The sequence below is a fragment of the Bacillus sp. DB-2 genome, from assembly GCF_003315125.1.
Classification (GTDB): domain Bacteria; phylum Bacillota; class Bacilli; order Bacillales; family Bacillaceae_G; genus Bacillus_A; species Bacillus_A mycoides.
Genome location: NZ_QNRN01000003.1, coordinates 46,257 through 58,847, shown reverse-complemented (window position 1 = coordinate 58,847; position 12,591 = coordinate 46,257). Strand labels below are relative to the sequence as shown.

At 33.5% G+C, this 12,591-nt stretch carries 11 protein-coding genes; 7 read left to right on the top strand and 4 right to left on the bottom strand.

Annotated features, from left to right (window positions below; all coding sequences use genetic code 11):
- The first annotated feature begins 198 nt into the window (after positions 1–198).
- Positions 199–825, top strand: a complete 627-nt coding sequence (gene sodA / locus DET63_RS05830) for a superoxide dismutase [Mn] (protein ID WP_113936125.1) — start codon at positions 199–201, stop codon at positions 823–825.
- 88 nt (positions 826–913) lie between these two features.
- Here the strand turns inward: sodA and DET63_RS05825 are convergent, their stop codons facing one another.
- Positions 914–1,858: an NAD-dependent epimerase/dehydratase family protein gene (locus tag DET63_RS05825; protein WP_181777897.1), complete on the bottom strand. Its 945-nt coding sequence runs from the start codon at positions 1,856–1,858 to the stop codon at positions 914–916.
- 43 nt (positions 1,859–1,901) lie between these two features.
- Entirely contained in the window at positions 1,902–2,492 is a 591-nt protein-coding gene (locus tag DET63_RS05820; RefSeq protein WP_002068662.1) for an AmiS/UreI family transporter, read from the bottom strand.
- A 523-nt stretch (positions 2,493–3,015) separates the two neighbouring features.
- Here DET63_RS05820 and DET63_RS05815 point away from each other — a divergent pair.
- Complete coding sequence (locus tag DET63_RS05815) at positions 3,016–3,417, top strand: hypothetical protein (RefSeq protein ID WP_002143948.1); 402 nt, start codon at positions 3,016–3,018, stop codon at positions 3,415–3,417.
- Between the two features lie 117 nt (positions 3,418–3,534).
- Here the strand turns inward: DET63_RS05815 and DET63_RS05810 are convergent, their stop codons facing one another.
- Positions 3,535–4,353: a glycoside hydrolase family 191 protein gene (locus DET63_RS05810; RefSeq protein ID WP_113936123.1), complete on the bottom strand. Its 819-nt coding sequence runs from the start codon at positions 4,351–4,353 to the stop codon at positions 3,535–3,537.
- A gap of 297 nt (positions 4,354–4,650) precedes the next feature.
- Here DET63_RS05810 and DET63_RS05805 point away from each other — a divergent pair, with 297 nt between their 5' ends.
- Genes DET63_RS05805 through pelG form a run of 5 tightly spaced genes read left to right on the top strand, consistent with a single transcriptional unit; the run spans position 4,651 to position 11,480 of the window.
- The gene (locus DET63_RS05805; protein WP_113936122.1) at positions 4,651–5,874 is read left to right on the top strand and encodes a GAF domain-containing protein; all 1,224 of its coding nucleotides are present in this window, start codon (positions 4,651–4,653) and stop codon (positions 5,872–5,874) included.
- Positions 5,874–6,794, top strand: coding sequence for a tetratricopeptide repeat protein (locus DET63_RS05800; protein ID WP_113936121.1), 921 nt, complete (start codon positions 5,874–5,876; stop codon positions 6,792–6,794). Before DET63_RS05805 ends, DET63_RS05800 begins: the two co-directional genes overlap by 1 nt.
- Positions 6,778–8,610: a DUF2194 domain-containing protein gene (locus DET63_RS05795; protein WP_113936120.1), complete on the top strand. Its 1,833-nt coding sequence runs from the start codon at positions 6,778–6,780 to the stop codon at positions 8,608–8,610. Before DET63_RS05800 ends, DET63_RS05795 begins: the two co-directional genes overlap by 17 nt.
- A 3-nt stretch (positions 8,611–8,613) precedes the next feature.
- Positions 8,614–10,035 (top strand): GT4 family glycosyltransferase PelF, encoded by a 1,422-nt coding sequence (gene pelF / locus DET63_RS05790; RefSeq protein WP_113936119.1) that lies wholly within the window; start codon positions 8,614–8,616, stop codon positions 10,033–10,035.
- Positions 10,023–11,480, top strand: a complete 1,458-nt coding sequence (gene pelG / locus DET63_RS05785) for an exopolysaccharide Pel transporter PelG (RefSeq protein WP_113936118.1) — start codon at positions 10,023–10,025, stop codon at positions 11,478–11,480. The genes pelF and pelG overlap by 13 nt, the downstream gene beginning before the upstream one ends.
- A gap of 49 nt (positions 11,481–11,529) precedes the next feature.
- Here the strand turns inward: pelG and galE are convergent, their stop codons facing one another.
- A complete protein-coding gene (gene galE, locus DET63_RS05780; protein WP_113936117.1) occupies positions 11,530–12,546 on the bottom strand; it encodes a UDP-glucose 4-epimerase GalE in 1,017 nt (338 codons plus the stop codon).
- Between the last annotated feature and the right edge of the window lie 45 nt (positions 12,547–12,591).

Below are 12,591 nucleotides of genomic sequence, written 5' to 3'. Positions count from 1 at the left end.
AACAAAACGTTACTACTTTACAGTATAAGCAAAAAGAATAAGAGTCACAAATGAAAGTCGAAGTGTTACTTTTATTGTAATATTTTTCAGAAAATTAAAGAGATTACTATTGACTTGTATAAAAAATAGGTGTATTTTTGACTCAGGTAAATTATTTTTACCTAGACCAACTTTTTTAATAAGAAAGGAGGGAATGTTATGTCTTCATTTCAATTGCCAAAGCTTTCATATGACTATGATGAACTAGAGCCATATATCGATAGCAACACGCTTTCTATTCATCATGGAAAGCACCATGCGACATACGTAAATAACTTGAATGCCGCTTTAGAAAACTATACGGAATTACATAATAAATCTTTAGAAGAGTTACTATGTAATTTAGAAACTTTACCAAAAGAAATTGTTACAGCTGTCAGAAATAACGGTGGTGGACATTATTGTCATAGTCTTTTTTGGGAATTAATGAGCCCGCGAGGTGGCGGTGAGCCTAATGGAGACGTTGCAAAAGTAATTGATTATTATTTCAATACCTTTGACAACTTAAAAGATCAACTTTCCAAAGCAGCTATTAGTCGTTTTGGAAGTGGCTATGGATGGCTTGTTCTGGACGGTGAGGAACTTTCCGTTATGAGTACACCCAATCAAGATACACCTTTGCAAGAAGGTAAAATTCCATTACTCGTCATCGATGTATGGGAACACGCCTATTATTTAAAGTATCAAAATCGGCGTCCAGAATTTGTTACCAACTGGTGGCATACGGTGGACTGGGACCGGGTAAATGAAAAGTATTTACAAGCAATTCAATCACAAACACATTAGTCGTGCGTATAAGGTAAATTTGGTAATGTAAAATTAGTATTGTCGAAATCCTCCAGAATCCCCCGGATTGCCACCGGGGGATTTATGATTATTTCATTGTATTTATGTAATAACGTAAAACTTTTTCCGTCTCTAATTTCAACTCTCGGAACGGGAATCCTAATTCACGAGCCTTTCCATTATGTAACGTACAATTAATCACTCCATTATAAGGAGCTATATTATCTCCTACTTCTTGAATGAGCGCTTTTCTCCCGGTATTCTCTTCTATGAAACGAATAACTTCTCTGGTAGAAACCACCCCGTTACTACAAGCATTAATTGGCCCTTCTATGTTTTCCATCCCGCACCAAGCTAAAAACTGTCCTGCTTCCTTTTCATGTATAAATGACAACTCTCCATCTACATGATCCACAACGATAGACTCTTGTTTCACAACATGTTCAACGTAAAATTGTAATCTTTTCGTATAATCGTTTTCTCCAATAACAACTGGAAAACGCACTGCGACAACTGGAAATGTTGCATGTTGAAATAAAACTGCTTCGGCTAATCGCTTACCTTCACTATAATTGAAATCATTCCTACCTCCATACGTAATTGTATACTCGTACGGATTGAAGTTTTCTTCTAACAGGCCTAGCGCAGGCTCATAGACAGCCATTGAAGATGTCATAATGTATTTCTTCGTTTTTCCTTTTAGCACTTCACATATTATCTTCGCTGCATTCGAGCTATAGCATAAATTATCGTATACGATATCATAACTTTTACCTTCAAAACGCTCTTCTAGTAGCCTCTCATCTTCTCTATCTACAATCAGTCTTTTTACTGCACCTCCAAAGGAATCTTCAGTAACTCCCCTCGTCGCAATCGTTACATCATGTCCAGCTTGCAACAGTACTTCTACTAAATGTTTACCAAAAAATCTTGTTCCCCCTAGCACCAATACTTTTTTCACCTTCATCATCCCCGTTTTCAAAAATTGTAAAATACTACCTCTATTATTATAAACGCTAAAATAAAAAAACATGGAATCAGTTTAACGATTCCATGTTTTTTCTACACACGATACATTAACGTACTCGATATTTAAAAATACAATAGCAGCAATATAAAATAGAAATTACTGATACATAAACCCATAGTTCATATATGAATCCCTCGCCCCATACTCCCATAAAATAAAAGAGTGAAGGCAACGTCAATGTTACCCATGATTGTACAAAGGCAATTCTGCCAAGATATTGATTGATATTCTTTTTTTGTGCATTTAATACAAAGAATAAATACCAAAGTAATGCCCACATAAACCATGTTAACGCATTAACAACATCGTGGAATTGAACAAATGAAACAATCATATAGAATAAAGCAATAATTGCTACCCAAATACAGAACCAGCCTAGTCCACTACTATCCATTCCTTTAATAAAAGTAACGCCTACATATAAATAAGTTAAACCAAATAAAAAAGTAGCCGCATATGAATATACCGTCCAATTACTTTGATCAGAAATCATAATCAAATAGAACGGAATGATAATTTGTAGTGCCCCCACAAATAAATTAAAGACACCTGCACTTTTCATCTCTACTTTGCCTAATATGACAAGACTATTTAAAAATAAAGCTGCACCTGAAAGTAATAATCCTACGTAACCCATATATATTCGTGTGAAAATCTTTCCCTTTCACACTTTTAACCTCCCCACAATATAAAGTGATACTTTATCCCGCATTAACGAGCAGTAAAACTCCCACCTCAAAATTCAGCTAGAGCAAAGAAGTTAGGCGGGAGATCAACTGCCCGTAAAGCCCGATTGGTGAAGGCTAATAATCAGTGGGGATGAACAACCCCCACCCACTGATTAAAGTTTCACTTTATTATTTTTCTTCCTATTTAAAACTACATACATAATTTTTAATCTGAATAAGTCAGACTTCCTACCTTAAAGAATAACAAATTTAAAACGCTTTCAATAATAAATAACCCTATCAAAACATGAAATAGGATTCCTTGATTATAAACGTACTCTAACAATGATACAAGTGTTGGAATACTTTTCAATACTACGTTTTGAATTTCTATAAAAAATTAGTAGAATGATACATTTTCCCTATCTCATTCTATTAATTATTTGCATAGAATATCGTACACTCATATTAATTTAGAAAGGTTTGATATTTATGCCTCTTCATTATCCAAATCATTTTGTTTTTCACTCCACAGGTGTATTAACAAGAGAGCCTGCAACTGTTTCAGCAGTAGTAAACATTGTAAATTTAGATGCATATTACACACACCATGTAACTATAGAGGTTTGGGATTGGTCTAACTATTCTAATCCTGTAAAATTACCTGTACTACTTGGTGAAAATACGGAAGTAGCATTCCCATATATTTTACAAGGCAACCACTTAGCAGTTTTTTATGCTGATTTAGATGACTCTATTGATTTGTATGAAATCCGTATTTCTTATCCTGGCCACTCCAATATTGTTGCAAATTGTTTTGGGCGAAGTATCCCGCCATATACAAGCCAAGAAGGTAATACAGTATACCATAAACAACTCGTTCGAATTCATTAAATCTCCCCTATTATGTGAAATGGGCTGGTCAGTAATACATTTATCTTTATAAGATAATCGTATTACTGACCTAAAGCGTGATAGTCAATCTTGATAGTTTCTCATTTTGAACACTTGCTATTTATCATAAATATCATTCGGATTTATTGTAGGAACAAACCCATTTGTAGAACTATATTTTTTAGATACATTATCTGGGGTCACGGTAAACGTTACAATTTTATTGCTTTGTTGTTTAAAATAACGCATCCAATTTTGACTCCATTCATTTTTCGCAATAACTTGTTTATTGAAGTCTTCCCACAATACACCATGTATAAAATTCAAGGATGTATTTTTGATTGTGTCAAATCCCCAATTCTGTATAAGAAGCAGGTTGGAATCAACACTTTTAATTTCTTTTAATAAATTTACATATGCTTCTCGAAATTTCCCTTGTGTAGACGGCTGATCATAAAAATAGTCATCAATATCACCAGCTGTATCTAAAAACACCCCATCTATTCCTTTTCCAATGACTTGCTGTTTCACCTTATTCACAACAATCCCACGGTAGTGTTCATCAGCTAAATTCATAATATATGTATCCCACTGCTCAATCTTCATTTTCTTACCATCTCTATAATAATAGTCTGATTCAACTACTTGCGATTTATGCCACGATTCTAATTCTAAAACACTAACATAGCCAAGAACTACCGTTCCTGATTTTTTTAATTGCTGAACCTGTTCTTTCGTAAATGCATATGGCTCTATAATAACCATGTCATACTTTGAAAGTCTCTCAATTACTTGCTCATTTGCTTCACCATAATAAATTTTATAACTTCGTACATTTTTTAAAACTGGTTCCACAACATTTGCTTGTGCGGATGTACTTGAGGAAAAAATAAAAGAAAATATAGCTAAAAAACATACGGAACGTTTCCACTCCATAATAATATTACCCCCTATACAACTGTAATTTTCTATTGTTTTAAATGTTAATACAAATATAGTAATACCATAACATTCTACATTTTTTCAAACTCGATTTTTTATAAAAATTCCAATAAATGCAATACATTAACAAAAATTAGAATTTATTTCACTTGAATTTACTACATCTCTGTTGATAAAATGATTTGGGCTTTATATATTATATATCTTAAAATAATTCTTTTAAATTATGTATTTTATTTCAGTGTACTATTCCTCAAAATTAAATTTGCAAACGAAAGAAGGGATTTTTTTATGCACTATAGACAATCTAATATATTCCAAAAGATGATTGAACCTACGATTCTCTTTATTGCACTATTTTTTCTATCAATACTAACTGATTTTCTTACACCAACGTATGAATACTTCTTACTCTTATTTATTACATTAATTATCTCTAGCCGATATGGCATATCTATTGCCATTTTCGCCTTTTTGGAAGCAATGATTTATATTTTTGTAAGCGGTATATATAAAGAAAATGATGTATTGTTGTACTTTTATTCATTAGATTACTGGATAAGTTGGATTTTCTTACTTGTTATTAGTTTATGCTGTGGACTGATGAGCACTGCACAAAAAGAACGTTATGAAGATGTACATATGATAAATAATGAGCTGAAGGCTGAAAATAAAGAATTAAAATATGTCGTGAAACAATTGGATGAAACACGTATTACACTACGTTCTCGTGTACTTGAATCAAATAACCACTTATCTAAAATGTATCATATGTTTAAAGCTTTAAATCATACACATCCTGAAATTGTACTCGATGAAGGAATGAATGTATTAAAAATGTATTTTGGAGCAAAAAAAATTGGTATCTATCACGTTGATAACAATAAACAATCGCTTCGTATTAAATTAAGAGCTGAAACTGGTAAAAATACATTATCCCAATCTATTTTCGTTAAAAACGCTTCCTTAGTCATCAAAAATGCGCTAGCGCATAATCGACCTTTTTTCCGTACAGATGAGGATTTTCAAGACGCTCCACTTTTAGTTGGTCCCGTCCTATTCCAAGATGATGTACAATACGTCATTATATTAGACGAAATCGAGTTTTCAAAAGTAACTTCTGAGCAATTCGAACTTTTCACATGGTATTTACGCTGGATGGGTGATCGTTTACAAAACGCTTCTAATCTTTGGCTATCCAGTCAAGAGGATCGCACATTCCCTAAAACAAGCATTTATTATGAAGATGAATTTGAACATTTACTAAAAATAGAAAAGAAACGGTACGAAACATTATCTTATCCATATTCCTATTTTGAGTTCAATGCTCCACAAGATTCTTTAGGAATGATAAATTCTATTTTAAAAGACCACTTGCGAGATATCGATATATTCGGTTATAGTACAACCGAGCAGAAAATCATGATTTTATTACCTGGCACTGAAGAACAGTTTTATATACAAGTTCAAACTCGTATACAAAACGCTCTTTCTTCTAAAGGAGTGATAGTCTAATGATTTTACTCCTTCTTTATTTTATTTATGTTATTTCGGTTTTTCTTTTATTTCGATTTACGAAAAGTTTGATTACTAAAGATAAAAAAGGAATTATTGAATTTTGCTTGATTCTATCTCTTCTTTTCCCACTTATCGGACTTATTGTATCAGCAATCATGTTATTACTTAATATAAGACGCTCCAAAACCGAGTGGTTACAGCAATACTCTGATTATGTTGCCTTTCACGTTGATAATTACGAAGATATTTTGGAATCAGCAAAACAAGATATGGACTTAATTTCATTTTCTTCTGGATTAGAACTAGATAAGCCTGAATTACATAAACAACTCATTGTACAGTTAAGCTCCTCCTCTATTGCTAATGAAGGAGGCTTATTGAAAGAAGCCATTCACCATAAAGATCCTGAAACTGTGCATTACGCAGCAACTACTATTAATTTACTAAATGAACGGTACGAAAAACAAATCGAATACTTAAATAAGCAATTTCTACAAAATCCACAAAATGAAATTGCAAAAGAATTGGTTTCTAACTATTTAAGATATATAAACAGTGGTCTTCTTTCTAATCAGCAAAAAGAAAAAATAATCGCTAAATTTATGAATTTTATTACACAAGGTGTAGAACTATTCCCTAACGAACCTCTTTACCCTTTCCATCTTGGAAATCTGTTTCTACACACAAAACAATATGCAAAGTCTGAAGAACAATTTTTAAAGCTTATTCATTTCTATCCTGAATCATATTACGGTTACGTTGGTTTACTTGAAATATATTATGAGCAACAGTTATGGGACGAGCTCTATAACTTAATCAATAATCTAACGGATGCAAAAAGAGTTCATATACTACCGCGTAAATATCAATTATTTGTAAGGCAGTTTGGAGGCGCACACATTGAAAAAGGGGATTAATATATATATCGGGATTATTAGTATCATTTTATTTCTCTTAATTTTATCCATCCTTATATATCGAACAGAAAATTTTTATCAAAAGTTTTCTGTTCCTAAAACTAAAGAAACAGCTACTGTTAAAACACTCAAAGCAAAAGATGTAGCTCAAAATGGACAAAAAATGCAATTATACGTTTTAAAAACGGATAATACATTAGGGCAACAAGTCGAATTTAATACGAAGAAGGCAATGGATTACGCACACCTACACTATAAAGATATTACAGCTAATGAAATTAAGGGACTTACACCCTCTCCCTATACAGGGATTATTATTACAGGTGAAATAATGGAGCAACTTCCACAAGCTGATATTCAAAATTTTGTACAAATGGGCGGAAGAATTATTATCGCAAACCGACTTGATTCAGATCCTTCCTGGAACACATTATTTGGTATTACCCAAAAAGAAGGTTTCAAAGATGCGAAAGGATTAACCTTTGAAGAAGTTTTATTCCCTGGTTATCCAGATCTCTCAAGTTCTTCTCCATTGTTTACTCATAGCTCAATGAATATTACGCTAGATGAGAATACAACTAATACTTGGATTACAGCGGAAGATACTCCCATCCTTTGGACCAATGACTACGGTGAAGGAAAAGTCTTATATTGGAATACAACAGCATTGAACGATAAATTAGGTAGAGGTATGTTCGTTCAATCACTGGGTACTATTTTCCCGACTTTCGCTTCAGCACAACTTGGAGCGGAGATTATGTATATCGATGACTTCCCATCTCCGATTCCAAGTGGAGAACTAAAAAACTTAACGAAAGAAAAAATTTCTGTTGAAGAATTTTATAAAAAACATTGGTGGAAAAATATGAAGGATATCTCTGAAGATCTTGATATTAAATATACGGGTGTTGCCATTGGGACGTACCAAAATAAAGTAACGCCACCCTTTGAAGATTTCACAGGTAAAAATAGAAATACCTATTTATTATTTGGGAGAGAATTACTAAGTCACGGCGGGGAAATAGGCATTCATGGCTATAACCATCAACCTTTATTATTACCACCAGATCCAGTAGATAAAGCACTTGAATATGTTCCATGGAATTCAAAAGAGGATATGGAGAGCTCCTTAGATGCTCTGCAAAAACTCGTGTATAACTTCTTTCCAAACGAAAAATTAAAAACCTATGTACCACCATCCAATATTATAAATACAGCTGGATTAAGTGCATTAAACGACGCAGTTCCAACTATGGAAACAGTTGCTTCTCTATATGTGGGAAGTAAAAGTAACGGTAGTTTAATTCAAGAATTTGGACCAGATGAACATAATAAAAACATTTATCACTTCCCGCGCATTACAAGCGGCTATGCTATCACAGATGAAGAGCAATTTATCTTAACTGATGTTACCGCAAATTTAGGGGTTATCTCACATTTCGTCCATCCAGATGATATCCTTGATGAAAAACGCTCAGGTAATTTAACATGGGAAGAATTATTTAAAGCTTATAAAAAGACAATTAAAGAAATACGAGAAAGATATCCTTATATAAAAAGTATGACCCAAAGTGAAGCAACTGCTTCTATGAAAATTTATCAAACTGGTGACCTAGATGTTTCTTATGAAGATGATGCTGTTCACATTGCATATAAAGGGTTACCAAACCATACTTCAACAATTATACGTGTAGAAGAAGGTAAGAAGATACAACCTGGCTCATTCTCTTACGGTACAGTTAAAAAGCTTGATTCCCAAATTTATAGCGTTACGTTAACGAAAGCCAGCGCTACGATTCCAATTAAAGGAGCATAACAGATGAGAATAGGTTTGGTCGTTGAAGGCAGCTATCCCTTTGTAAGCGGAGGGGTAGCAAGCTGGGTTCAAATGATTATCCAGCAGTTTAAAGAACATGAATTTACGATTTTCGCGATAGTCCCTCAAGTAAAAACAGAAGATGAATATCAATATGAAATTCCAAGCAATGTAAAAAACATCATTCTGATTCCTTTGCAATCAGAAAATGAAGCAAAACATATAAAAACTAATTTAACTAAACAAGAAGTACAGACACTTCAAAAATGGTTTACATTTCAAGCCAACGATACAACAGCATTACAAATATTAGGGAATAAACAAAAGCTAGGAACACTCCATTCCTTCTTCGAAAGCCGTGAGTTTTATGCAATTGTTAAAGAAAGCTATTTATATGAAGAAAGTAGTGGATCCTTCTTAAATTACTTTTGGATGTGGAGATCTATGTTCACACCAATCATTCAAATTTTACAAATTGATTTTCCTGAATTAGATCTTATTCATTCTGTATCGACAGGGTATGGTGGATTGCTTGGTGCTGCAATTAGTGCCAAGTCCGATATACCATTTATTCTAACTGAACACGGTATTTATTCTCGGGAGCGTGAAGAAGAAATACTACAATCTACTTGGATACCAATTGAATATAAAAAAAGATGGGTTTCTTTCTTTCATCACTTGTCTCATCAAGCATATGAACAAGCCGCTGATGTAATTACGTTGTTCGGCCGAAATAGTGCATATCAAAAAGAATTAGGTGCTCCGGCCCATAAACTAAAAATCGTTCCAAATGGCGTTACTTTATCTGACTATAAAGGGTTACGTAAGCCAAAATACAATTCGGATAAACTCATCATTTCCGCTATTATACGAGTTGTGCCAATTAAAGATGTAAAAACAATGATTTATGCAGCTAAATTATTATTAGAAAAAGATATTCCATTTATATTTTACTTACTAGGTCCTGATACAGAAGAAGCAGAATATGCTCAGGAATGTCGTGATTTAATTCAACAATTAGGATTAGAAGAGCATGTAATAATGACCGGCAAAGTAAATATTAAAGATTACTTAAAACAAACAGATATTCTCGTATTAACAAGTATATCTGAAGGACAACCATTAGCTATGTTAGAAGGAATGGCAGCAGGATTACCATGGGTTGTTACAGATGTCGGCTCTTGTAAGGAATTAATTTACGGACAAGATGAAGATCCTTACGGACAATGTGGATTTGTTGTACCACCTGTATCTCCTGAACAAGTTGCCATTCATTTAGAGTGGTATTATCGTCACCCTGAATCCATTCAAAAATTTGGGGATAACGGGCGCAATCGTATTGAAGCGCACTATCAATTATCAGGTGTCGTTGATAGTTATCGTAAGCTTTACTTAGAAAGAGGTAAAAAAACATGGCAGGGATAGGATTTCGTTTACAAAAATTATTCCAAGAAGACTACTATTCTTCCAGAATAAAAGCGTACGGATTTTCATTATTTGTTACAGCTGGTCCTTGGTTAGTCGTTATTTTAGCAGTAACAGCTATTCGATACATTTTAAGTTTGTTCCATTCTATTTCAATTGAGGAACAGCGCCTTTTTACAATTTCAATTTCATACTGCTTCATTTTTTCTCAAATCATATATGGTGCCTTACAGCTCATCGTAACTAGATATGTGGCCGACCTTTTATACGAGCAAAAAGCTGATAAAGTATTTTCTTCCTTTTTAGGAATGACGAAAATCACACTTTTTTTAGCTATTATCTTATGGATTTTGTTTGCAATTTTTACACCATTAGCCTTGTATTATAAAATCGTGATGCTATTTTTATTTTTAGCTTTAAACATCATTTGGATTCAATCCATTTATTTAACAGCAGCTAAAGATTATCAATCCATCGCTCTTGCATTTTTAATTGGTTCCATTTTCTCCTTATCTGGAATTGCGCTTATTGCTTACTGGCATCCAACACTTGGAATAGAACACGGATTGGCCCTATTACTTTTAATTTCTTTTACAATCGGGACTTTCATTACATTAGTGTGGTTAAGTATAGTTATTGTACGAATGTTTCCAAATAGTGATGCTACTGAACAATTTACCTTTCTTTCTTATTTAGATAAATATCCAGAACTATTTTGGTCAAGCTTACTTTACAATATTGGCATTTGGGTATGTAACTTTGTTATTTGGTTCGGAGAAGGGCGAGGAAATATTGAAAACACGTTTATTTATCATCAAATTTATGATACATCTGTTTTCTGGGCCTATTTAAGCATTATCCCAACCTATATTTTCTTCGTAGTATCCATTGAAACAAGGTTTTATGAACGGTATAAGAAGTTCTTCGGTTCAGTTAACAATGGGGCGACATTAAATACAATTTTACAATTAAAAGAATCAATGAACTTTGTCCTAAAGCAAGAAATGGAACGAATACTTCGTAATCAAGGTATTTTTTCTTTACTTATTATTTTTATAATATGGATGTTTAGTTCACAATCTGGGAACGTAACACTTGAATACTCTATTTTGCAGCTGACTATAATTGGTGCTTATGCAAACGGGATGGTCCTTGTTATCACATTACTACTCTTATATTTTGAAGATCGTAAAGGAGCATTTCGAACATCAGCCCTGTTCTTTTTTGCAAACCTGTTATTAAGTCTTCTTCTACTTCCATTTGGATTTAATGGTTACGGTATTAGTTTTGCACTCGGATCTTCTATTACATTCTTATATGCTATTTCTAGACTCTTTACTTACATTAAAGATATTGATTACTATACGTTTTGTCAGTCAAATACTCCTATAAAAAGGCGAACTTTCTTTACTAAATTTGCTAATAAACTTAATGGAAATAAATAAATAAAAATGACCTTTTGCTCCCGCAAAAGGTCATTTTTTTATCTGTTTATTAAACTTCTAGATAGCCATTTTTGTTATTTGATTGCCATCTCCAAGAGTCTGCACACATTTCTTCTAATCCACGTTTTGCTTCCCATCCTAATTCACGCTTCGCTTTCGATGCATCTGCAAAACATACTGCCACATCACCAGGACGACGTTCCGTAATTTTATAAGGAACTTCCTTGCCTGAAACTTTTTCAAATGCTTCAACCATTTCTAATACACTATAACCAGTACCTGTACCGAGATTGTATGCCTCTATCCCAGTAGTGCCAAGTACCTTTTCAAGCGCCTTTACATGGCCATTTGCTAAGTCTACAACATGAATATAATCACGGACACCCGTGCCATCTTTTGTTGGATAGTCATTTCCAAATACACTTAATTCCTTTAACTTCCCTACTGCTACTTGTGTTACATATGGCATTAAGTTATTTGGAATTCCGTTTGGATCTTCTCCAATGCGTCCACTTTCATGTGCACCAAATGGGTTGAAATAACGAAGTAATGCAATACTCCATCCTGCATCCGCAAATGCTACGTCACGCATAATTTGTTCAATCATTAATTTCGTTTGACCATATGGATTCGTTGCACTTAATGGAAACTCCTCCGTAATTGGTGATGTTTCTGGAATACCATACACTGTTGCAGATGAACTGAAGATCATCTTCTTCACATCATGCTTCTGCATCACTTCACACAGCACTAGTGTGCTCGTAATGTTGTTATGATAATACGTTAACGGAATTTCTACTGATTCCCCTACAGCCTTAAAGCCTGCAAAGTGAATAACAGCTTCAATTGTATTTTCTTCAAAAATCGTATCAAGTGCTTCTCGATTTAAAATATCTTCTTTATAAAATTTAAACTGTTTTCCTGTTATCTCTGTCACTCGATTTATAGACTCTACTGAGCTATTCGAAAGATTATCTACTACTATAATTTCGTAACCGTTTTTTAGTAATTCTACGCATGTATGACTACCAATATATCCTGCTCCACCTGTTACAAGTATTGCCATAATTATAGTCCTCCATATTTCATTCATTATAAACTTCTCAAAGTA

Bases quoted from the DNA above. Each gene is read 5' to 3' on its own strand.
- sodA (WP_113936125.1), top strand. From the start codon at position 199: ATGTCTTCATTTCAATTGCCAAAGCTTTCATATGACTATGATGAACTA.
- DET63_RS05825 (WP_181777897.1), bottom strand. From the start codon at position 1,858: ATGTTTTTTTATTTTAGCGTTTATAATAATAGAGGTAGTATTTTACAA.
- DET63_RS05820 (WP_002068662.1), bottom strand. From the start codon at position 2,492: ATGGGTTACGTAGGATTATTACTTTCAGGTGCAGCTTTATTTTTAAAT.
- DET63_RS05815 (WP_002143948.1), top strand. From the start codon at position 3,016: ATGCCTCTTCATTATCCAAATCATTTTGTTTTTCACTCCACAGGTGTA.
- DET63_RS05810 (WP_113936123.1), bottom strand. From the start codon at position 4,353: ATGGAGTGGAAACGTTCCGTATGTTTTTTAGCTATATTTTCTTTTATT.
- DET63_RS05805 (WP_113936122.1), top strand. From the start codon at position 4,651: ATGCACTATAGACAATCTAATATATTCCAAAAGATGATTGAACCTACG.
- DET63_RS05800 (WP_113936121.1), top strand. From the start codon at position 5,874: ATGATTTTACTCCTTCTTTATTTTATTTATGTTATTTCGGTTTTTCTT.
- pelF (WP_113936119.1), top strand. From the start codon at position 8,614: ATGAGAATAGGTTTGGTCGTTGAAGGCAGCTATCCCTTTGTAAGCGGA.
- pelG (WP_113936118.1), top strand. From the start codon at position 10,023: ATGGCAGGGATAGGATTTCGTTTACAAAAATTATTCCAAGAAGACTAC.
- galE (WP_113936117.1), bottom strand. From the start codon at position 12,546: ATGGCAATACTTGTAACAGGTGGAGCAGGATATATTGGTAGTCATACA.